The sequence below is a fragment of the Terriglobia bacterium genome (genome assembly GCA_032252755.1).
GTDB lineage: Bacteria > Acidobacteriota > Terriglobia > Terriglobales > Acidobacteriaceae > JAVUPY01.
This window is the reverse complement of the sequence record JAVUPY010000090.1, coordinates 62,937-84,523: the sequence shown is the minus strand read 5'-3', so window position 1 is coordinate 84,523 and position 21,587 is coordinate 62,937. Positions and strand designations below refer to the sequence as shown.

Annotated in this window: 16 protein-coding genes; 10 read left to right on the top strand and 6 right to left on the bottom strand. The window is 58.5% G+C overall.

Annotation, left to right across the window (positions count from 1 at the left end; all coding sequences use genetic code 11):
- Positions 1 to 984, bottom strand: a 984-nt coding sequence (locus ROO76_22500; protein MDT8070943.1) for a PQQ-dependent sugar dehydrogenase, incomplete at its 3' end; no start/stop codon positions are given.
- A gap of 171 nt (positions 985 to 1,155) precedes the next feature.
- On the opposite strand from ROO76_22500, the gene ROO76_22495 reads away from it, so the two are divergent.
- The 3 genes from ROO76_22495 to uvrA all read left to right on the top strand — a co-directional run bounded on the left by ROO76_22495 (position 1,156) and on the right by uvrA (position 8,063).
- A complete protein-coding gene (locus ROO76_22495; GenBank protein ID MDT8070942.1) occupies positions 1,156 to 2,967 on the top strand; it encodes an ABC transporter ATP-binding protein in 1,812 nt (603 codons plus the stop codon).
- A 212-nt stretch (positions 2,968 to 3,179) separates the two neighbouring features.
- A complete protein-coding gene (locus ROO76_22490) occupies positions 3,180 to 4,592 on the top strand; it encodes an ammonium transporter (GenBank protein ID MDT8070941.1) in 1,413 nt (470 codons plus the stop codon).
- Between the two features lie 708 nt (positions 4,593 to 5,300).
- Entirely contained in the window at positions 5,301 to 8,063 is a 2,763-nt protein-coding gene (uvrA, locus tag ROO76_22485) for an excinuclease ABC subunit UvrA (GenBank protein ID MDT8070940.1), read from the top strand.
- 430 nt (positions 8,064 to 8,493) lie between these two features.
- On the opposite strand, the gene ligD is transcribed toward uvrA, so the two are convergent.
- Complete coding sequence (ligD, locus tag ROO76_22480; protein ID MDT8070939.1) at positions 8,494 to 10,398, bottom strand: non-homologous end-joining DNA ligase; 1,905 nt, start codon at positions 10,396 to 10,398, stop codon at positions 8,494 to 8,496.
- Positions 10,399 to 10,692: 294 nt separating this feature from the next.
- Between ligD and ROO76_22475 the strand changes: the two genes are divergently transcribed.
- From ROO76_22475 to ROO76_22465, 3 genes are all read left to right on the top strand, one after another.
- Positions 10,693 to 11,190, top strand: a complete 498-nt coding sequence (locus ROO76_22475; protein MDT8070938.1) for a hypothetical protein — start codon at positions 10,693 to 10,695, stop codon at positions 11,188 to 11,190.
- Between the two features lie 88 nt (positions 11,191 to 11,278).
- Complete coding sequence (locus ROO76_22470; GenBank protein MDT8070937.1) at positions 11,279 to 11,707, top strand: NUDIX hydrolase; 429 nt, start codon at positions 11,279 to 11,281, stop codon at positions 11,705 to 11,707.
- A 250-nt stretch (positions 11,708 to 11,957) separates the two neighbouring features.
- Positions 11,958 to 12,395 (top strand): BON domain-containing protein, encoded by a 438-nt coding sequence (locus ROO76_22465; GenBank protein ID MDT8070936.1) that lies wholly within the window; start codon positions 11,958 to 11,960, stop codon positions 12,393 to 12,395.
- A gap of 76 nt (positions 12,396 to 12,471) precedes the next feature.
- Here ROO76_22465 and ROO76_22460 read toward each other — a convergent pair whose 3' ends face one another.
- Positions 12,472 to 13,353 (bottom strand): MBL fold metallo-hydrolase, encoded by an 882-nt coding sequence (locus ROO76_22460; protein MDT8070935.1) that lies wholly within the window; start codon positions 13,351 to 13,353, stop codon positions 12,472 to 12,474.
- A 132-nt stretch (positions 13,354 to 13,485) separates the two neighbouring features.
- Here ROO76_22460 and ROO76_22455 point away from each other — a divergent pair, with 132 nt between their 5' ends.
- The 4 genes from ROO76_22455 to ROO76_22440 all read left to right on the top strand — a co-directional run bounded on the left by ROO76_22455 (position 13,486) and on the right by ROO76_22440 (position 17,766).
- On the top strand, positions 13,486 to 14,349 hold the full coding sequence (locus ROO76_22455) for an NAD(P)-dependent oxidoreductase (protein MDT8070934.1): 864 nt from the start codon (positions 13,486 to 13,488) through the stop codon (positions 14,347 to 14,349).
- A gap of 126 nt (positions 14,350 to 14,475) precedes the next feature.
- Entirely contained in the window at positions 14,476 to 15,981 is a 1,506-nt protein-coding gene (locus ROO76_22450) for a glycosyltransferase family 39 protein (GenBank protein MDT8070933.1), read from the top strand.
- Between the two features lie 43 nt (positions 15,982 to 16,024).
- Positions 16,025 to 17,158, top strand: a complete 1,134-nt coding sequence (locus ROO76_22445; GenBank protein MDT8070932.1) for an ion channel — start codon at positions 16,025 to 16,027, stop codon at positions 17,156 to 17,158.
- 59 nt (positions 17,159 to 17,217) lie between these two features.
- Positions 17,218 to 17,766 (top strand): tetratricopeptide repeat protein, encoded by a 549-nt coding sequence (locus ROO76_22440; GenBank protein ID MDT8070931.1) that lies wholly within the window; start codon positions 17,218 to 17,220, stop codon positions 17,764 to 17,766.
- Positions 17,767 to 17,872: 106 nt separating this feature from the next.
- On the opposite strand, the gene ROO76_22435 is transcribed toward ROO76_22440, so the two are convergent.
- The 3 genes from ROO76_22435 to ROO76_22425 all read right to left on the bottom strand — a co-directional run bounded on the left by ROO76_22435 (position 17,873) and on the right by ROO76_22425 (position 21,535).
- On the bottom strand, positions 17,873 to 18,505 hold the full coding sequence (locus tag ROO76_22435) for a hypothetical protein (GenBank protein MDT8070930.1): 633 nt from the start codon (positions 18,503 to 18,505) through the stop codon (positions 17,873 to 17,875).
- Positions 18,506 to 18,636: 131 nt separating this feature from the next.
- Positions 18,637 to 20,016 carry an amino acid permease gene (locus ROO76_22430; protein MDT8070929.1) on the bottom strand — a complete coding sequence of 460 codons (1,380 nt, stop codon included), beginning with the start codon at positions 20,014 to 20,016 and terminating at the stop codon, positions 18,637 to 18,639.
- Complete coding sequence (locus tag ROO76_22425; GenBank protein MDT8070928.1) at positions 20,009 to 21,535, bottom strand: sodium:solute symporter; 1,527 nt, start codon at positions 21,533 to 21,535, stop codon at positions 20,009 to 20,011. The genes ROO76_22430 and ROO76_22425 overlap by 8 nt, the downstream gene beginning before the upstream one ends.
- Positions 21,536 to 21,587: the final 52 nt, after the last annotated feature.

Below are 21,587 nucleotides of genomic sequence, written 5' to 3'. Positions count from 1 at the left end.
GGGATTGATGGCGAGACCAACGGCGTTGCGGATGCCGTAGGCGTAGACGCGCTCGCCGGAGCCGTCAGGATTGAATTCGAGAATGTCGGCGCGATGGTACTCGCGGGGGTTGTTGTCGGTGTCATCGACGTTGGAATAGGAACCGACGGAGACGAACATCTTCTTGTCGTCTTTGGAGAAGACGATGGTACGGGTCCAGTGACCGCCGCCGCGGAGATGACCGCCACCGGGGAGATCGGCGATGTGCTGCGGCGCGCCGGTGGCCTTCATGTCGCCGACGTGATACGGAAAGCGGATGACAGCGTCGGTCTCGCCGATGTAGACCCACTGCGGGTTCGGGCCGGAAGGATAGAAGGCGATTCCAAAAGGCTTGTTCAGGCCGGTGGCGAAGACTTCGCTCTGTTGAGGATGGCCGTCTTTATCTACCCCGCGTAGAACGAGGATGTTGCCGGCATAGCTTTCGGCGACGAAGAGATCGCCATTTGGCGCGGTGCGAATGAGCCGCGGGGTGTGCAGGTGCTCGACGTACAGCGAGACTTTGAATCCCGGTGGAACCTGGGGCCACGCGTTCGCGGGGCGGGCGACCACATCAGGGCCATTGTCGACGGACTGGTCGGGGGCCGGGGCGGGGAGATCGCTAACCTTAATATGATGGACTCTGCCGGGTTCTTCCTGTTGGGCGCCCATAAAGACGGAGCCGGGGGGATCGGGCGCGGCCGGCGCGGGTGGGCGATGCGTGACGTAATAAGTGATGAGGAAGGAGAAAGCGGATACGCCGAGCGCGCCGAGAATGAAGCGATCCTTGAACATGTAATAAAGGATGCTTGGAGTCGGTATGTTGATGCGCAAAGCTGGGGGGGCGAACCTCTGCTGAGACCGGCGGACGTGCGCCACGGAGAGGCTGACCCACGGAGAGTTGGAAAGACCGACATCTGCGAAAGGCGCGCAGATGTGGGGCACCGAGATGACGGTCTGTCGGGGCAAATCGGGCAATTCCGAATCGGGGATGCTGGTGAGAGAATCTAATTCATAGTGAAACCTGAAAGGGAACTTACAAGATCAGCCGAAAAGGCGACGGGCAAATCCGGGATCCGGACGGACACGCCTCAGAAGAAGACGGAGATTTTCAAGGCGCTGCCGGAAATCTGGGGACTGATGCGGCCGCGGCGCGGTCTGCTCGCGCTGGGCCTGGCGCTGATGACGATCAACCGGTTGTGCGGGTTGGTGTTGCCGCCGGCGAGCAAGTTTCTGCTGGACACGGTGATTGGCAAACACCAGATGCAGTTGTTGATCCCGCTGATTGGGGTTGTGCTAGCGGCAACTGTCGTTCAGGGCATTACCTCTTTCACCCTCACACAAACTCTCTCCAAGGCGGCGCAGCGGATGATCGCGGAGCTGCGCGAAAAAGTGCAGGAACACATTGGGCGGCTTCCTGTCGCCTATTACGACGCAAACAAGACGGGTACGCTTGTGTCGCGCATCATGAGCGACGTGGAAGGCGTGCGCAATTTGATCGGCACGGGGCTGGTGGATTTTGCCGGCGGGCTGCTGACGGCGACGATCGCGTTCTTCATCCTGATGAAGATCAGCGTACAGATGACGATGATTGCGTTCGCGGCGCTGGTGACGTTCGGATTTGTGCTGCGCAAGGCGTTCAAGTACGTGCGGCCGATTTTCCGCGAGCGCGCGAAGATCAACGCCGAGGTGACAGGGCGGCTGACCGAAACGCTAGGCGGGGTCCGCGTGGTGAAGGGATACCATGCGGAGGATCGCGAGCACGAGGTGTTCGCGGCGGGTGTGCAGAGACTTCTACAGAACGTGTTCCGAAGCTTGACGGCAGTTTCGGTGATGAGTCTATCTTCAGCGATGCTGATGGGCATGGTGGGCGCCGTGGTGATGTACATGGGTGCCAGACTCATGATTGCAGGAAAGCTCACGCCTGGCGGGTACCTGGAATACATAATGCTGCTGGGATTCCTGGCGGCGCCACTGTTCCAGGTGGTCGGCGTGGGAACGCAGATTACGGAAGCGATTGCGGGACTGGAGCGCACGAAGGAAGTCCTGAGCGAGCATCCCGAGGACCAGGATCCGGAGAGAACGGTTACTCTGCCGGAAATGGTGGGGGATGTCCGGTTCGAAGACGTCAGCTTTGCATACGATCCGTCGAAGACGATTCTGCACAATATTTCGTTCGAGGCGCGGCCAGGGACGGCAACGGCGCTGGTAGGTTCGTCAGGGTCGGGGAAGTCGACGATTATTGGATTGATTGCGGCATTTCATAAACCGACAGCCGGCAGAGTATTGGTGGATGACGTTGATCTTTCGAAGGTTCGGTTGGATTCCTATCGCAGCCAACTCGGAGTGGTCCTGCAGGACTCGTTCCTGTTCGATGGAACGATTTGGGAGAACATTGCGTTCTCGCGGCCGGGCGCTACGGAAGAGCAGATTCTCAACGCGTGCAGTATCGCGAGGGTGGATGAATTCGCGGAGAGTTTTCCGGACAAGTACAACACGATCATCGGAGAGCGCGGGGTGAAGCTTTCGGGAGGACAGCGGCAGCGGGTGTCCATTGCGCGCGCGATTTTGGCGGATCCTCGAATTCTCATCCTCGACGAAGCTACTTCGAGTCTCGACTCCGAGTCGGAGGCACTCATCCAGGAAGGACTCTCGTACCTGATGCGTGGGAGAACAACGTTTGTGATCGCGCACAGACTCTCGACGATTCGGAGGGCGGATCAGATCCTCGTCGTCGAAGAGGGAAGAATCGTCGAGCGGGGGGATCACGAAGAGCTGTATGCGCTTCAGGGGCGATACTTCGAGCTTTACACGAAGCAGCACGGGCTGCAGGAGAACCTGTTCCTGGCTCCGGGTGAAGGGGAGAGCGTGGAGCAGGAAGACGCCGCAAGCAAGAGCAGGAATGGTGACGGCCCAGACGCGGTGAAAATTCTGCGGGGAGAAAGCGTTTAAAGAGAACGTCGTCGAGAGTCTAAAGTCGAACGCCTCAGTTTGAAAGGCCGAAGCGAATCCTGAGAGTTTTGCCGTTCAGTTCTGCCCCATAACATTCGCTGATAGCCCCGATAAATACTTTGGATTTTACGTGTGGGGCGGTCGCTAGTAAGAAAGTACGCATACCTTTTGTGCTCACGCACTGAATCGAATTCGGGGAGCCAATTGCCGGTATGCGTAGATTGTTTGTGGTCTTGCTGGTCGCAGTCTATCTGGCGCTTTTGAGCGCGCCTGCGTGGGCGCAAGCGGCGGCGCCGCCGAGTTCCGCCGACAAAATTGCACAACTGGAAGCCGCAGTGGCCGATGCGAAAGCTTCGGCCGACAACGCGTGGATGCTGGTGAGCTCCGCCCTAGTGCTGATGATGACCGGGCCGGGGCTCGCGCTATTTTACGGCGGGCTGGTGCGGAAGAAGAACGTGCTCTCGACGATGATGCAGAGCTTCGCGATGATGGCGCTGATCACGGTGCTGTGGGGGGTGGTCGTGTTCAGCCTGGCATTTGGCCCGGGCGGGTCGTTCATCGGCGGACTGCACAACGTCTTTTTGCATGGAGTGGGCGCGACGCCGGATCCTGACTATGCGCCGACCATTCCGTTGCAGACATTCATGATCTACCAGTTGATGTTCGCGATCATTACGCCGGCGCTGATCACGGGTGCGTTTGCGGAGCGGATGAAGTTCAGCGGCATGGCCGTTTTCCTGGTTCTGTGGACGGTGGTTGTTTATGCGCCGATGGCGCATATGGTTTGGGGCAAGGGCGGTTTGCTGAATGCCGCGCTGGGCGGGCGTTTCCCGACGCTCGATTTCGCAGGCGGGACGGTGGTGCACATCACGTCGGGAGTTTCGGCGCTGGTTTGCGCGCTGTATCTCGGAAAAAGGATTGATTATCCAGGCGAGGCGATGTCGCCGCACAGCGTGGTGCTGAGCTTCATTGGCGCGTGTCTGTTATGGGTGGGGTGGTTTGGATTCAATGCGGGCTCGGCGCTCTCGGCGGGAAGCCTGGCGACGAGCGCGTTCGTGGCGACGCATTTCGGAGCGGCAGCGGCGGCAATAGGATGGAGCGCGGCAGAGTGGATTCGTAACGGGAAACCGAGTGCGCTGGGCGCGATCTCGGGTGCGGTGGCAGGACTGGTGGCGATTACGCCGGCGGCGGGTTTCGTGAGCCCGATGTCGGCGCTGGTGATGGGGTCCGTTGCCGGCGTGTTCTGCTACATGATGGTGGCGAAGGTGAAGGCGATCTTCGGGTACGACGATTCGCTGGACGCCTTTGGCGTGCACGGTGCGGGTGGAGCACTGGGCGCGATTTTGACTGGCGTGTTTGCGAGCAAGGGGATTAACCCGATCTTCAAGGACGGGCAGGGGAATGCCCTGGGCCTTGGGTTGATCGATGGAAATGCGCACCAGTTGCTGAACCAGTTGGTGGGTGTGGCGATCGCGTGCGGATTGGCGATTGTCGGCACGACTCTCGTATTGTTCGCGGTCGACAAGACGATCGGCCTGAGGGTACGCGAGGAACACGAGATTGAAGGGTTGGACCTGACGCAACACGGAGAAGAAGGCTACGCGTGGGAGACGGCAACTCCATGAGCGAGAGCGCGGCCATTCAGCAGGGAACTCGGGCAGGTGAATGGCCCCGCAGCGTTGAAACCCTACTCACCACAGAAGGACTATCGATAAAAGCCTGAGTGGTTGTAGAACCAAAAAGCCACGCGGGTTAGCGTGGCTCTTTGCTGTACGACAGCGTGGTTGTGCTGAAGCTTGTTAATCTCCGGTACTGCTGTGGGCAAGGGCCGGGGGTCCGCTGTGGGCGGTGCGGTTGTGCTGGAATAGCCAAAGGATGCCGGCGATGGAGCCGTAGCCCATAAGAATGCCAATGAATAGAGCCAAAATTACGGTAACGATTAAGAACAAAGTTGTGAAAACTGTGATCAATTCCGCCATCCTGTGATGCGCTTCGCGCGCATCCTGGTTCGCCCTTACTATCGGCTCGGGAACCAATCACCTGAGGCCGCCGTGGTTCGTTCCCTATCAGTATTTAGTAGCACTGTTTGACGCTGATTACTGTTGCCAACTAAGATACTTGAGTCGATTTGTCTCGATTACTTTCCGCCCACTTAAGGGGACCTGTCCACGTCACCGAGGGTCGATGTACCTCGGGGAAGGTGGTGTTTTCCCGTGCCTGGGGCGGTGGAGTTTTGAGGGATAAGCCAAACAAAGGTCCTTCGACTCCGCGCGGTGCTGCCGCGCTCCGCTCAGGATGACACCTGAGTAGAAGGTTGAAACATCAGGTTTTGCATGGCTATTACCCGGATTTCGGTGCGCGGTGCGCGCCAGCACAATTTGAAGAATATCGACGTCGATATTCCGCGCAACACGCTGACCGTGATTACGGGACTGAGCGGGTCGGGGAAGTCGTCGCTGGCATTCGACACGATTTATGCCGAGGGGCAGCGGCGGTACGTCGAAACGCTCTCCGCCTATGCGCGCCAATTTCTTGACCAGATGGAGCGTCCGGACGTCGATGCCATCGACGGACTGAGCCCTTCCATCAGCATCGAACAGAAGACTACCTCGCGCAGCCCTCGCTCCACAGTCGGGACAATCACCGAGATTTACGACTACTTACGCTTGCTCTATGCCTCGATTGGGGTACCGCATTGTCCTCGGTGCGGGCGCGAAGTGAGCCGGCAGTCGGTGGACCAGATTGTCGCCGGGGTAATGGAACTGAAGCCGGAAGACCGGGTGATGCTGCTGGCGCCGATAGTGCGCGGGCGCAAGGGCGAGTTCAAGAAAGAGCTGGAGAAACTGGCGCAGGCGGGATTCACGCGGGCGCGCATCGATGGCGAGTTGCGGAATATCGACGAGGACGTTGCGCTGGATAAGCGCAAGAACCACACCATCGAAGTGGTGATCGATCGGTTGCTGGTGAAGCAGGGGATCGAGAAGCGGCTGGCGAACTCGGTCGAGGTCGCGATGAAGCTCGCGAATGGGTTGGTGCAGGTGGTGGTGGTCGATGGCGAAGAGCATCTTTATTCTTCGCGACTGGCCTGCCCGGAGTGCGGCATCAACGTGCCGCAACTGGAGCCGCGCTCGTTCTCATTCAACTCGGTGTATGGCGCGTGCCCGGAGTGCAATGGGTTGGGTTCGAAGTATGACTTCGATCCGGCCAAGGTGATCACCGACTGGTCGAAGCCGCTGTTCGATGGAGGGCTGGGGCCGGGATCGGGCTCGGCGTACTTACAGTCGATGACGAGGCGGTTCGCCGAAGACAACGGAATCGATCTGGACAAGCCGTTCGAGCAGCTCACGGAAGACCAGCAGAACGCGATTTTGTATGGGCCGCAGACTTCGGGGCGGCGGTCCGGATTCCGCGGCATTCTCACCTGGCACAAGCAGTCGATCGAAGAGGCAACGAGCGAGACGTATCGCGAATGGCTGTTGCAGTACATGTCGGCGACGCCGTGTCCAGCGTGCGGCGGCAAGCGGTTGCGGCCAGAGAGCCTGGGCGTGAAGGTGAACGGGCTTTCGATTGCCGACTTCACGGCGCTGCCGGTGGCGCGTGCGGTGGAGGCGGCGGGGAAGATCAAGTTGAGCCAGCGCGAAGAACAACTGGCGGGACGGATCGTGCGGGAGATTGCGGAACGGCTTGGATTCCTGAATCACGTTGGGTTGGGATACATCTCGCTGGGTCGTTCGGCGGCGACGCTGAGCGGCGGCGAGGGGCAGCGAATAAGACTCGCTACGCAGATCGGGTCGAAATTGCGCGGAGTTCTTTACGTGCTAGATGAGCCGTCGATTGGCCTGCACGCGCGGGATAACGAGAAGCTGCTGCAATCGCTGGAAGAGCTGCGCGATTTGGGAAATACCGTCCTCGTCGTTGAACACGATGAAGAGACGATTCGGCGCTCGGATTACGTGATCGACCTCGGGCCGGGTGCGGGGAAGCACGGCGGAAAACTGGTGGCTTCGGGGACGCCGGCGGAGGTGCAGAAGGCGCCGGAGTCGCTGACGGGACAGTATCTCGCCGGGAAGCGGAAGATCGTGACGCGGTTCGAGCGGCGCCAGACGAATGGGCACGCGATCACCATTCTTGGGGCGACGGAGCATAATCTACGCTCGCTGGATATTGCGTTTCCGCTGGGCGTGATGACGGTGGTGACGGGTGTGTCGGGTTCGGGGAAATCGACGCTGGTAAATGACATTTTGTATCGCGCACTGGCGAAGCAGTTGTACAGGTCGCGAGAGGAGCCTGGGGCGCACAAGGCGATACAGGGCGCGGAGAATATCGACAAGGTGATACGGATCGACCAGTCGCCGATTGGGCGCACGCCACGGTCGAACCCGGCGACGTATACCGGTGTGTTCACGCATATTCGAGAGCTGTTTGCGATGCTGCCGGAGAGTCGCGAGCGCGGGTATAAGGCCGGGCGCTTCTCGTTCAATGTGCCGGGTGGTCGCTGCGAGGCGTGCCAGGGCGAGGGCGAGCGGCGCATCGAGATGAACTTCCTGCCGGACGTGTATGTGCTCTGCGAGGTGTGCGGCGGAAAGCGCTACAACCACGAAACGCTGGCGGTGAAGTACAAGGGCTACTCGATCGCGGACGTGCTCGAGATGCCGATCACGGACGCGTTGGCACTGCTGGAAAACATTCCGCAGGCGAAGCAGCGGCTACAGACGCTGGTCGATGTCGGGCTCGGATACATCCATCTCGGGCAATCGTCGGTCACGCTGAGCGGCGGCGAGGCGCAGCGCATCAAACTGGCGCGCGAGTTGAGCAAGCGCCAGACGGGGCGCACCCTCTATCTGCTGGACGAGCCTACGACGGGGCTGCACTTCGAGGATGTGAGTAAGTTGTTGGACGTGCTGCACCGGCTCACCGATCTCGGCAACACGATCATTATTATTGAACACCATCTTGATGTGATTCGGAATGCCGACTGGATCATCGATCTTGGGCCCGAAGGCGGCGAAGATGGCGGAAGACTCGTCGCGCAGGGGACTCCGGAGCAGGTGGCGAAGATCAAGAAGAGTTATACAGGGCAGGCGTTAAGCAAATAGCGAATAGAGAGTAGCCATTCGCTATTCGCAAAAACGCCATTAGCAGAATCAGTAAACCTTCAAACGCGAAACATTCTTAAGCTATTTGGTGTCCGTAATATTGTGAGGCGTTGGCTTAAGGTCGCACGGTGGTGGGCAGCAACTGGCGCGACGCTAATGCTCACAGCTTGCCTGTGGGTTCGCCTATGGCCTGAAACCGGCGGTATCCGACTCGCTTACTTAACCAATCCCTTCCTCAATTGGCACGCCGATAAGATTCTGGGTCTGTTCACCACAGAACACCAATGTTTCGGACTCAATCCAACTCTTGAGATCATTGCCGAATCTCTGCTGGTCCTTGTGACTGGGATGGAGTGGGCTGCCGCGGGCGTTGTGTTCAATTTAGGGCTCTGGAGAATTGCGACTCGTCGGATGGGTAACGCCTAGAACTTCACGGTGCATCTCCACTCTCTGCCTTCTTCACTTCCTCTTTCGTGCTTTTCACCTTTTCAAATCTGCAGTCTTCGGGTTTTTTGTCGGTGCGGAGGCCGAGGAAGACGGGGGCGCGCATGCGGACCTGGCCGCTTTCGCCTTCGTGGGTCCACTCGGTGAACTTGATTTGCGCGACGAGTTGTGGTCTGACCCAGTGGGTCTCACGCGGCGAATCGACTTTGGTGGCGAAGGGGGTCTTGGAAGTTTCGAGCGCTTTCAGTTTCTTCCAGGTCTCTTCGAGAGTTTTGTGGGTGAAGCCGCTGCCGGCCTGGCCGATGCTGATGAGGCGTTTCTTGTCGTCGTAGAGGCCGAGGACGATGGAGCCGAAGTGCTCGCGCGAGTTGCGTGGCTCGGTGTAGCCGCCGACGACGCACTCGATCATCTGCGTGATTTTGACCTTCAGCCATTCGCGCGAGCGCTTCTCGATGTAGCAGCTCCTTTTGCGCTTGGCGATGATGCCTTCGAGTTGTTGCTCGGCGGCTGCGGCGTAAAGGCGCGTGCCGCTGGGGAAGTGTTCGGAGTAGCGGATGAGCTGCGAGTCTTTGAGGACGTCGCGCAGGAGTTCCTTGCGCTTCTCGAGATCGACGCGGAGCAGGGAATAACCGTCGAGGTAGAGCAGGTCGAAGACGTAATAGATGATAGGGATGGCGGGGCGAGCGTTGCGGATCTTGCGCGGGCCGTCGGAGGTGAGGCCGGTGCGCTGCTGCATCAGGCTGAAGCTGGAGCGGCCGTTTTCGTCGAGGGCGCAGATTTCGCCGTCGAGAATAACCTGCTTGCCACGGATGGCCTCGGGAATGACGGAGAGTTCGGGATATCCGGCGGTGAGGTCGTTCTGATTGCGCGAGACGAGGCGCACGTCGCCATCTTCGATGAAGGCGATGGCGCGGTAGCCGTCGAACTTGAGTTCGTAGAACCACTCGGCGTCGTCAAAGGGCTCGTCGACGAGGGTGGCGAGCATGGGGTGGATGATATTAGGCATGGGGCGTTTCTCTGCGCCGGGGAGACGGGTTAACGCAGAGGCCGCAGAGGGCGCGGCGGAATGTTTCGTGGAGCTTTTGAGGCCTGCGCTTTTCTTTCCTGGTTTTTCGTTCTGCCCTTTGACTTCTGCCCTTTGACTTGGTTTCGGTTTTGCCTTTTTTTGCTTTGCCGTTTTGCCGTTGGCCTCCCGTTCTTTCGCAACCTTCTTATCGTGAACAGCTAGCGATTTTGCCAGCCAGGATTTTTTCCCTTTGGCGGCGGGGCGGCTGCTGGTCCATTCGCGGGAGGTTGCGTCTCCGGCGATTTGGTCAAGCGTGCGGCCAGTGAGGACGGAGCCGTCGTGCGAGTCGATGTTGTAGCCCTCTTCGACGTGTTCATCGCGATGCTTGATGAGGAGCCACTCGTTTCCTTTGGAGCCTGGGCGACGTGAGCGGGTCTTTACGAGAACGAATTCGCCCTGGAGCTTGCGGCCTTTGAGCGAAAACTTGAAGTCGCCTTTGTTGAGCAGGGCGTCGGCGGCTTTTTCCATCTCAGCGCGCGAGTGTTTGCCGGGCGGCATGAGTGGCGACCAGGTTCCAGCGTCCCAGACTTCGACGGTTCCGGCGCCGTAGTTGCCTTCGGGAATCGTGCCTTCGAAATCGAAGTAGCTGACGGGGTGATCTTCGACCATCATGGCGAGACGCTTGTCGGCGGGATCGAGAGATGGTCCTTTGGGGACGGCCCAGGATTTAAGCACGCCGGCCATTTCGAGGCGGAAGTCGTAGTGCAGGTGCGAGGCACGGTGTTTCTGCACGACGAAGCGGAAGCCTTTGCGCGGGTCGAGTTTGGGCGGCGGTTCGGGCGTCGCTTTGAAGTCGCGTTTGCGGCGGTATTCTTCGAGGGCCATGGGAGAAGAAGATGCAAGGTGCAAGGTACAAGGTGCAAGAACGCGAAATCAGTCGTTGAGGCAATTACTTTCGAACGAATCGAATGAGCGCTCTACTACCCCGCAAAACCAGGGCTACAAAAACTCCTATGCCTAGATACATTGCAACCATGAACCACCATGGTAGAGCGCCAGCGAAGAATGCAATTGAGTGGTTAGTCATATGACTATCCCAGCCTTATTATCCTCTAACGGATTCGAACGCAGGGTGACAGCTCTTGCACCTTGTACCTTGCACCTTGTACCTTTTGCTTCATGATTCGACGAGTCGTCCTTATTTGCTGCATCATCATTTTTGCGTACGCGCTTTTCGCGCAGACATCTACGCCTCCGCCGGCGGCCACCGGCAAAGCTGCCGAGACGAAGAAATCTAAACCAGAGAAGGCGATTCCGACAGAGTTTTCTGACGAGGTCGCGAAGCAGGTGCTGGGCCAGATACGGCAGGCGTTGCTGGGGCACAATCCGCGGCAGATGCTGGCGGTCTTCGACAAAGAGAAGATGGATGGGTACTACGTCTTTCAAGACCGGCTTTACGGGTATTTTGCCCAATACCAGGACTTCCGGGCGTACTTTCGCCTGCTGCAGACGTCAGAGGAAGGCGGGCACGAGGCAGCGATAGCGGAGTGGCAGATTGAGGAGACTCCGCAGTCGGGCTTGCCTGTGCGGAGGGAAGGGCAGGTACGGTTCGAGTTCGCGGCGGGGAAAAAGGGGTGGAAGATCGTGAATTTCACGCCGAGAGATTTCTTTCAGTGAGAGTGAAAGAAACTACGAAGACGCGAAGGAATGCTGGTCAAGAAGCTTCGTGCCGATGCAGTGAATTGATCGAGGAGTCCAAAAAACCTTGAAACGTGATTATCCGGATCGGCCGATTGTCGGGGTGGGCGCGGTGGTGGTAGATGGCGGGCGCGCGCTAGTGGTGCGTCGAGCGACGGAGCCGCTGAAAGGGCAGTGGTCAATTCCGGGCGGGATGCTGGAATTGGGGGAGGAGCTGCGCGAGGGGATTGCGCGCGAAGTGAAGGAAGAGACTGGGCTCGAGGTGGAAGTGTTCGATGTTCTGGATGTATTCGACAGCATCTTTCCGGATCGTGAGGGGCGAACGCAGTATCACTACGTGCTGATTGATTTCTTGTGCCGGCCGAGCGGCGGCGACCTGCGAGCGGGGAGCGACGTGAGCGAAGCGAAATGGGTGACCGGTGAAGAGGCCGGCAATCTGGAGATGAAGCAAGCGACGGTCAGGGTGATTCGGAAGGCGCTGGGTTTGACAGCTTAGTGTGGGCCGAGTACTGTTCAAACAACTGACTCATCAGCCGAGGAATGCTTCATGTCGAATCGCAACGGTGACAAGGCACGGCACAATCGTCTTCGCAAACAGAAGATCCGCCGTCGCAGAGCTTTCGCAGCACTAAGAGAGAAAAGTGCAACGGAAAAGCCCCCGCGGAAGAGTGCTAAATCGGTGACGAAATAGGATTGGCTCTTGCAGTTTGCCGCGAAAGGGGTAAGCTGAATTCACACATTCTCCAATGCTCAAACGATCCATCATCTTTGTTTCGACGGTGTTACTGACATTTTCACTGGTGGCCTGCAACGGGGGCTCGACAGTTCCTGCCACGACGGTCACGGAAAAACCCAGCATCTACAAAGTGTCGGAAGATCTGAAGGCGCGGCTCGCCAAGGACGACCGTCTGCAGGGAAGCAGCATCGATTTCGATTTCGACGGGATGACGGTAATCCTGAACGGGAAGGTGAAGAACCAGGAGCAGTTTGGCTGGGCGGCGACGGTTGCAGCCGGAACCCCCGGTGTGAAGTCCGTTATCAACCGGTTGCAGATTGAGCCAAAAGAAGCAGAGAAGGATAAAGAGAAAACTAAAGAGCTTCCTGCAAAATCAGTAGCGCCGGAAAAGCAGGTTCCTGAAACCCAGACTGCCGAACCGAAGAACGGGCCGGCTAAGGCCACGTAGAACTCTCCTTAGAAAGTTCCAGTCGTGAGTTTCGAATAACGTAACCGCGGATTTTCGCGGATACTCGCGGATTGAATCAAAAGAAACTCGTAACGCCCTCTTCCATGACTGTGATTTTGTCGCCGATTCCACGTTTTTCGGCATCGGCACGCAGTCGCTGGACGGGTTCCTCCATGGGTTCGTGGGAGAGCTTGAACGTTCCGTAGTGCATGGGGATCATGCGCTCGGCCTTGAGGTCGACGAAGGCCTGGACGGCATCTTCCGGGGAGGTGTGTACGCGGCGGAAGGATGGAGGTTCATAGGCACCGATGGGAAGGAGCGCGATTTCGGGATTCAAGCGGCGTCCGATCTCGTGGAAGCCCTCGAAGAAAGCAGTGTCTCCGGCATGGTAGACGGAGCGTTTGCCGTTCTGGATTACGTATCCGCCAAAGCCGCGGTGCATGTCGCGGATGACACGGGCGCCCCAGTGGTTAGAGGGCGTGTGGGCGATTGAAAGATCCCCAAGGCGGAATTGATCCCACCAGTTCATCTCGATCACATCCTCAAAACCGAGGTCGAAGACGATGTCGCGGACATGCTGCGGGACGATGATTAATGGGCGGCGTCCGGACTTGCGGCGAGTAGCACGGGCGATGGCGCGCAGAGATGGGCGGTGCAGGTGATCAAAGTGAGCGTGCGTGACGAGAACGGCGTCGATGGGTGGCAGGTCTGCAATGCGGAGTCCGGGTTGCCGGAGGCGCTTGAGAACGAACAGCCAGCGGGCGAAATTTGGATCGACAACGAGGCTCTTTCCAGCAAGTTGCAGGAAAAAGCTCGAGTGTCCGATGAAGGTGATGCCGAGTTGGCTTTTTTGGGCAAGCACCGGCTTGCGGCTCACGCCGGTGCGCGGCGTCAGGGCCGAGTGCTTCACGAGTTTGCTGAACTGCCTGGCCTTGCGGCGAAGCGTGATGTTGAGCATGGACTACTTCTAATTAGACGCTCACGACGGTTCCGACGATGCGGCTGCCGCAGAAAACCGTTCCCACTTGCACGGTTCATTGTTCCTCATTTTTAATCCAAAGAAAGTTAAAAATTGTTTGAGGTGCTCGCAATGAGGATTGCATTTGTAGGGCTGGGAATTATGGGCGGGCCGATGGCGGCCAACCTTGTCAAAGCAGGGCACGAGGTCAAAGCGTACAACCGTAGCAAGGGAAAGGAAGTGCCGGGGGCGAAAGCGGCTGCCACTCCGGCGGAGGCGGCCAGAGACGCTGACGTAGTGTGGATCTGCGTGGCGGATACGAAGGCGGTGGAGCAGGTCCTGTTCGGCAAGGACGGGGTTGAGGGTAGCCTGCGACCGGGAATGATCGTGGTGGACTCGAGCACGATTCTGCCGAGCGCGAGCAAGGAGTTTGCGGAGCGGATTCGGGCGAAGGGCGCCGATCTCGTCGATGCGCCGATAACGGGATCGAAGATTGGGGCAGAGCAGGGAACGTTGCTGTTCATCGTTGGAGGCCGGGCGGAGTCGGTCGAGAAGGTGAAGCCTCTATTTGCCGTGATGGGGAAAAAGTACATTCACGTGGGCGAGCAGGGCCTGGGTGAAGCAGCGAAGATCGGCATGAACCTGATGATCGCACTGATCTTTGAAGGTTTTGCGGAAGGGTTGACGCTCACCAGCAAACTGGGGGTTCCGCGTGAGAAGCTGGTCGAACTGATCCAGGCGTCGATGATCCGGTCCGGCGTAACGGACTATAAGGCGCCGTTCGTGCTGAACAAAGATTACTCGCCAAACTTCCCGCTACGGCTGATGCACAAGGACATTCATATCATGCTCGACGCGGCTGAAACGGCGGGGGTGAGACTGCCCGGGTTGGAAAAGGTGGAAGAGGTGTACGAGGCGAGTGTAGCGGAAGGGTGGAAGGACCTCGATTATGCGGCGACGATTGGAGTAATCGAGAAGTGGGCGGGGATAAAGTGAGTTGATGTTGGGGAAGAAAGACCCGCATCTGCGAAATGCGCGCAGATGTGGGGGCACCGCTTGGCAGACGTGGGGCACCGACGGACGGGGCGGGACTATTCTGCGAAGCAAATCGTAAGGAGTTTCATGAGGGTGGAGAAGTGGTTGCGATCCGATGAGGGCATTCTGTTTCTGATCGCTGTTCTGTTTGTTATCGCGCACTTCGCGACCAACAGTGCTTACGGTTTTCACCGCGACGAACTGGCTACGCTGGATGACGCGCGACACATGGCGTGGGGATTTGTCGCATATCCACCGTTTGCGCCCGCAATCGGGCGGCTGGAGATGGCGCTCTTCGGGGTTTCGACATTTGCAGTGCGCGTGGTTCCGACGCTGGCGCTGGCGCTGGTTGTGTTTGTAAGCGGGCTGATCGCCCGCGAGCTGGGCGGCGGACGGAAAGCGCAAGTGCTCACGGCAGTCGCGGTCTCGATGGTGCCCATCGTTTCCATCGAGACAAATGTATTGCAGTACGTTTCGTTCGACTACCTGTTCGGGGTTCTGCTCACTTACTGCGTCGTCCGGTTGCTGAATTCCCAAGATCCGCGCTGGTGGGTTGCGATCGGCGCGGTGATCGGGCTGGGAATGATGAACAAGTACACGATGGCGTTCTTCGTCGTGGGACTTGCGGTTGGTGTCCTTTTGACTCCGGCACGGCGGTTGCTGCTGAATCGGTGGCTATTGATTGGCGTCGTGCTCTCGCTTCTGATTTTCCTGCCGAACCTGATCTGGCAGGTGCAGCACGACTTCATTACTCTGACCTTCCTGAAATACATTCATGCACGGGATATAAGGTGGGGACGGACGAAGGGGTTCCTGCCGGAGCAAACGTTTGTTTGCACCAATATCCTGATGCTTCCGCTGGTGTTCATGGGGCTGTGGTTCTATTTCACGAACGGCCGGAAATATCGCCCGCTCGGGTGGATGTTCCTCGGGACTCTGATTTTGTTTGTGATTGCGCGGGCGCGCTCGTATTACCTGGGGCCGCTGTATCCGATGGTGCTGGCGGCTGGAGCAGTTCTGTGGGAGCGGTGGGTGTGGACGCGTTCACGAGGGGTGAATGTTGGGATCCAGGCAGTGACGTGGTTATTCGTAGCGGCTGGGTCCGTTCTGACATTCGCGCTTTTCACGCCCATTGCGCCGGTGAACTCGGCAATTTTCAAAGCGACAGCGAAGGTGCAACAGAACTACGTTGAAGAGATCGGCTGGACGGATCTCGTGCAGACCGTCGCGCACGTGTATGAGTCGATTCCGGCGGACGAACGGTCACGAACGGGAATAATGGTGGGGAATTACGGCGAGGCTGGAGCGATCGATCTTTTGGGGCCGAGGTACGGATTGCCAGCGGCGATCAGCGGGACGAATTCACTGTGGTACCGGACGTATCCGAAGACGGAACCGCAGACGTTGATTGTAGTAGGGTGGGATGCGGATGACGTCAATAGGCTTTTTCAGTCGTGCGAACTGGTGGCACACAACACGAATTCCTACGGGGTGATCAATGAGGAGAGTCAGTATCATCCGGACATTTTCTTGTGCCGGCAGATGCGAATACCGTGGTACAAGTTCTGGCCGCTGTTTCAGCGGTTCGGATGATGTCTGTGAATCTTCCTTCCGGTTGTTCCCATCTTAGACAGCCGTGACTATATTCCTGGCCATCGCGGGCACTTGCATCATTCTTTTCGTGCTGCTGGAGGCGTTTGAGACGATCATTCTGCCGCGGCAGGTGACGCGGCGGTGGCGGCTGACGCGACTGTTTTATCGCGCGACGTGGCGTCCGTATTCGGTTATGGTGCGGCCATGTCCGAAGAAAGGCCGCGAGCGGCTACTGAGTTTTTATGGACCGTTGTCCTTTGTGCTGCTGCTTGTTTTCTGGGGCGTGCTACTGCTGTTCGGATTCGCACTGCTACACCTGGTGGATGGTTCGGTGGCGCGGATGGGAACAACAGGCCTGCAACGGCTCGGGATGGCGATGTACTTCAGCGGGTCGACATTGTTCACGCTGGGGTTGGGTGACATTGCGCCGCATACACCCGCATCGCGACTGTTTACCGTAGTTGAGGCTTTCGTCGGGTTGGGATTCCTTGCGATTGTCGTCGGGTATTTTCCCGTGCTGTACCAGGCATTTTCGCGACGCGAGGCGCAGATTTCACTGCTGGACGCGCGGGCAGGGTCTCCGCCGAGTGCGGCGGAACTGCTCCGGCGGATGATTGGCGGTGGAGACTACGGAGAGCTTCACGGATTGCTGAAAGACTGGGAACGATGGTGCGCCGAACTGCTGGAGAGCCACATTTCCTACCCGGTGCTTTGCTATTTCCGCTCGCAGCACGACAACGAATCGTGGCTTGCGGCGGTTGCGACGATCCTGGACAGCAGCGCCCTTGTAATGGTCGGCATCGACGACACGTGTCAGAAGCAGGCGCAACTGACGTTCGCGATTGCACGGCATGCCCTCGTGGATCTGTCGCAGGTGCTTGGCAGATCACCGAATTTCGAGCAGGTAGATCGGCTTTCGGCGGAAGATCTCGGACGCTTGCGGACAATACTGGCTGAGGCTGGGGTTCAACTGCACCGGGGCGACGAAGCGGATCAGCGGCTGGCGGAACTGCGCTCGATGTATGAGCCCTACCTTCGTGCGCTCTCGGAGATGCTGATGATGCCGCTGCCGGAATGGATCCGCGAGGGGCGCCCGGATAACTGGCAAACCAGTTCGTGGGGACGGATTACGGGCGAGGGTCGTGCACGCGAGACCAAGATGGAACCACACCTTTGAGCTAAGGGCGTCGGCGGCGCGGTTCAGACTGACCGATGACGAGAGTTACAATCTACTGCATGGCCCGTCGTACGTTCCTCTTCTGTTTCGCTGCCATATTGCTTGCGGCCGCACCCTGCCTGGCGCAGTCATCGCAGGAGCCCTCGATTCCGCCAAACCAGGCACCGCCGCGCTCGGACTCGGAGCCGGGAGTAAGTTCGAGCAACGACACGCGGATCGACCTCAGTCCGCCAGCGGGGGATGCAAAGATGCATCCGAACAGCGATGTCGACGACGTGATGGAGATGCATCCTTACAATCCGCACAGGGCGGAAAAGGACATCGAGGTCGGAGATTTCTATTTCAACCTGAAGAACTACAAGGCGGCAGAAAGCCGTTACGAATCGGCCCTGAAATACAAACCCAATGACGCAGAGGCTACCTACAAACTGGGCGAGTCGCAGGAAAAACTAGGCGAGAAAGAAGAGGCATTGGCGTCCTATCAGAGCTATCTGAAAATTCTCCCTTATGGGCCGAGAGCAAAAGACGCGGAGAAGGCCATCGATCGGCTGACGAATCCGGTGGCGGATACGAAACAAGGAAAGAAAGAGAAGAAGAAAAGCAACTGACGATTGACGATTTTCTCGTTGACGATTAAAAGCAGGACCGCCGAAGGAAAGGGCTAGTCAATCGTCATTGGATCAATCGTCAATCGTCAATTCGGTTCTTCTTGATCTACTGTCCCTTGCCGATATAGTTTCCGCTGGAAGCGTCCACATCGACGACCAGGGGTGCGGTGCTGCGGCTCTCGCCGTAGATGACGTGCCAGATCAACTGGTTCTTTCCATTCCAATCGAGCAGGAAGTTCACAGGCTGGTTCGGATCCTTCTTCATCAGTGCGGCGCCGCCATGTTCGTTGGCAACCTTGATGGCCTTGTCCGTGTCAACTTTAAGGAATTGCAGGTCGAAAACTCGGGTTGCGGAGTTGGACGGGTTGTAATCGTCCTCGGTGCCGTGACTGACGCCGCGGTCGGGCATGTCAGGGCCGCTGACGCCTGACCAGGTGTAGGACTTGAGTTCGCGCTTTGAGGGAGAAGCGAAGCTCGCGTGCCAGATACCTTCCTTCCCTTCTTCGACGGGAGCGCCCTTGGTGTAGCTGGATTGGAGGCGGAAGGGCTGGATGTCCGGGGCGAAGCCGCGCGCGGCTACGTAGAGCTTCTGGAATGCCAGACGGCCGGTTTCGTACTCGGGAGCTTCGGCCTGGGGCTTGGCGGTCTCGCTCTGAGTGGGCGTCTCCTTCTTGCTTTCACAAGCGTTGAATACTGCAATGGCGAGGATGAGCATCAGGAGCGCGGGAATTTTTCGCATGAGGTTCCTTCAAGTTCTAAAGTTGGCGTGCTGGTATTGCAATCGCGGTACACGAATGTACCTGTCAGTATAAACGGGGAGTGGGGTCGTTTGGGGGCAAGTGGTAAATGAGCGGCGGCAAGATGCCGCCGTCACGAGGCTGTGCGGTGTTTGCGGGCGAACCAGAAGAATACGGGGATTCCGGCGAGGATCACGATGGCGCCGCCTATGGAGTCGCGCAGGTTCTGTACGAAGCTGAAGTAGAGCAGCACAGCCGCAGCGGCGATGAAGAGCAGCGGAACGATCGGGTATCCCCAGATGCGGTAGGGAGCTTCGCTGGCGGAGTATCGCTTACGGAAAACGAAGATGGTGCTGGCCGTGATCATGTAAAAGAGCCATTCGGAGAAGATGGCGAGGTTGAAGAGATCTTCGAAGGCTCCACCGAGAACGACCAGAGCGATGCTCATGAAGGCCTGGAAGACCAGTGCGCCGCCAGGCGTGTGGTAGCGGGCGTTGACGCCGGCGAGCGTATCGAAGAAATAGCCGTCGCGCGCGACGGCGTAAGGGATGCGTGCACCGGTTAGAATCTGGCCGTTGATGCTGACGAACATGGAGAGCGCAATGCCAGCGGAGAGAATGGCAGCGCCTGCCGCTCCCGCGGCGTACTGGAACGCCATACTGGCGGGACGCTCGGCAGCGGCTAACATGGTGGCGGGGAGCACATATTGTACGGCGGCGTTCATCAACATGTAGAGCGCTGCGACGAGGGCGATGCCGACGATCATTGCGCGAGGGATGTTCTTCTGCGGCTCGCGAACCTCGCCGGCGACCATATTGAGGTTGTTCCAGCCGTCGTAGGCCCAGAGTGCCGCGATGAGCGCAGCCATGAATCCCGCAATGCCACCGGTTGCGCCAGAATAGTGAGACGCGAAATTCGACATCGTCCCGGCCCTGGCGGTGAAGCAGGCGACAATGATTCCCAGAATCATCAGGACTTTCAGCGATGTGAAGAAGAGCTGGAAGTTTCCGGCGCGGCGTACGCCGATGTAATTCACCCAGGTGAGAACGACGATCATGGCCGCGGCGAGAACATGTCCCCAGTTGACCGGGACAGCACCATGGACGAACGTCGTCTTCAGGAAAGCAAAGGCGCCGAACTCGCCCAGGATTCGAATGACACCGGCGGCGACGGTCGCGATCGATGCTGGTTTTGCGATGGTGAACCAGGTCCAGGCGTTTAGGAATCCGGGAAGTGGTCCGTAGGCGTCGCGGATGTAGACGTATTCGCCGCCGGCTTCGGGCTTCATCGCGCCGAGTTCAGCGTAGGTGAGTGCGCCGAACCAGGAGAGCAGGCCGCCGACGATCCACACGAGGAACACGACCGAGGCTGAACCGGTCGCTTCCATCATCCGCTTGGGCACCAGGAAAATACCGCTGCCGATGATTACTCCGACGACGATGGCGCCGGCTTGCGACACGCCGAGGTCTCGAATGAGGCCGGGTTTGGTCGTGCGGGCGGCGCCTTCAGCCACGGTGTGCCTCCATCGACTTATCGATCGTATTAGGTGGCATCACGAAACTTGCCAGGTAGCCGACCGTGAACGTCAGGCAGGCGCCGATCATTACATACCAGGTCCACGGAATCCGACGGGTGAATTCCAGGGGCATGGAACCGGGCTTCACCAGCGTGCTGATCCAGATGTACATGTTGGCGCAGAATCCGACCAGCATGCCAGCCATGGCGCCACGTTCGGTTGCGCGCTTCGTTAACAGGCCCAGGAGAAAGACTCCGAGCAGAGCGCCATAGGCGACGGAGGCGATTGAAAGGCCGACTACGATCACGCTCTGGCTTCGCCGGGAGAGGATCGCCAGTCCGAACAGCAGCACGGCCCAGCCGAATGTGGCCATGCGCGAGACGCGCAGCATGGATTTATCGTCTTTTGCGGTGCCTTTGCGCCGCAGCCAGAAGTCGACGATTGTACTGGAAGAGAGCGAGTTTAGCGCTGCGCTCAGGTTGGACATAGCGGCGGCGAGGATGGCGGCGATCATCAATCCTGATATGCCGTGCTCCATTTTTGTGACGATGAACGTGGGGAATATGCGGTCCTGGCCGCCGAAGTCGGCTGCCGGTTTCCCGTAATAAGCGAAGAGCATGACGCCGAGGGTGAGGAACAGCCCAAAGAGGATCAGTACGGCGATGCCGCTGCCGATGAGCGCGATCTTGGATTGGCGCTCAGAGCGGGCCGCGAGCAGCCGCTGCACGATAAGTTGGTCGGTGCCGTGACTTGCTGTGGTCAGGAACGCGCCGCCGATCACGCCGGCCCAGAAGGTGTAGGTCTGGAAGAAGTCCGGCGCGAAGTTGAAGATCCTCCACTTACCTGCGCTCGCGCCAACGGCGACTACCTGGTGCCAGCCGCCGGGTATGTAGTGAAGCAGCATGACGAAGCCGACGAGTGTCCCGCCGATGTAGATCGCCATCTGCACCACGTCGGTCCAGATGACCGCGGCCATGCCGCCTTCGAAGGTGTAGATAAGAGTCAGCGCGGTCACGATGCCGATCGAGATCAGGTCGCGGTTGAGATCCGAGAAGCCGCCGAGAAATTGTCCCAGAGATATACTGACCACGATGGCGACGGCAAACACGCGCACGCCTTCGGCAACCGAACGCGTCACAAGGAAAAGACCGGCTGTGAGCGAGCGTAATTTCTGGCCGAAGCGGCGCTCCATGAGCTGGTAGGCGGTGAAGAGGTCGCCCTTGAAGTAGTGCGGGAGCATGATCACGGCGATCACGATGCGGCCGATGAGGTAGCCGATCACGACCTGCAGGAACATCATGTTGCCCTGGTAGGAGAGACCGGGCGTGCTGATGATGGTGAGCACACTGGTTTCAGCGGCGACGATGGACAACATGATCGCCCACCAGGGAATATTCTTGTCGGCGAGGAAGTAGTCGCGCAGGGTGCGTTGCGCTTTGCGAAAGCGAAGGCCGAACAGCGTAATGCCGGCCAGATACACCAGAATGATTGCCAGGTCGAGCCAGCCGAGTCCCATTAAAAATGCCGTCTCCTCGAGGAGGTGCCGCCATTATCAAGGATGGAGGGCA

What these genes read in the sequence shown, in the direction of transcription:
- ROO76_22490 (MDT8070941.1), top strand. Translation starts at nt 3,180, where the DNA reads ATGCGTAGATTGTTTGTGGTCTTGCTGGTCGCAGTCTATCTGGCGCTT.
- ROO76_22435 (MDT8070930.1), bottom strand. Translation starts at nt 18,505, where the DNA reads ATGCGAAAAATTCCCGCGCTCCTGATGCTCATCCTCGCCATTGCAGTA.
- ROO76_22465 (MDT8070936.1), top strand. Translation starts at nt 11,958, where the DNA reads ATGCTCAAACGATCCATCATCTTTGTTTCGACGGTGTTACTGACATTT.
- ROO76_22455 (MDT8070934.1), top strand. Translation starts at nt 13,486, where the DNA reads ATGAGGATTGCATTTGTAGGGCTGGGAATTATGGGCGGGCCGATGGCG.
- ROO76_22440 (MDT8070931.1), top strand. Translation starts at nt 17,218, where the DNA reads ATGGCCCGTCGTACGTTCCTCTTCTGTTTCGCTGCCATATTGCTTGCG.
- ligD (MDT8070939.1), bottom strand. Translation starts at nt 10,398, where the DNA reads ATGGCCCTCGAAGAATACCGCCGCAAACGCGACTTCAAAGCGACGCCC.
- ROO76_22450 (MDT8070933.1), top strand. Translation starts at nt 14,476, where the DNA reads ATGAGGGTGGAGAAGTGGTTGCGATCCGATGAGGGCATTCTGTTTCTG.
- ROO76_22495 (MDT8070942.1), top strand. Translation starts at nt 1,156, where the DNA reads ATGCGGCCGCGGCGCGGTCTGCTCGCGCTGGGCCTGGCGCTGATGACG.
- ROO76_22460 (MDT8070935.1), bottom strand. Translation starts at nt 13,353, where the DNA reads ATGCTCAACATCACGCTTCGCCGCAAGGCCAGGCAGTTCAGCAAACTC.
- ROO76_22425 (MDT8070928.1), bottom strand. Translation starts at nt 21,535, where the DNA reads ATGGGACTCGGCTGGCTCGACCTGGCAATCATTCTGGTGTATCTGGCC.
- ROO76_22475 (MDT8070938.1), top strand. Translation starts at nt 10,693, where the DNA reads ATGATTCGACGAGTCGTCCTTATTTGCTGCATCATCATTTTTGCGTAC.
- uvrA (MDT8070940.1), top strand. Translation starts at nt 5,301, where the DNA reads ATGGCTATTACCCGGATTTCGGTGCGCGGTGCGCGCCAGCACAATTTG.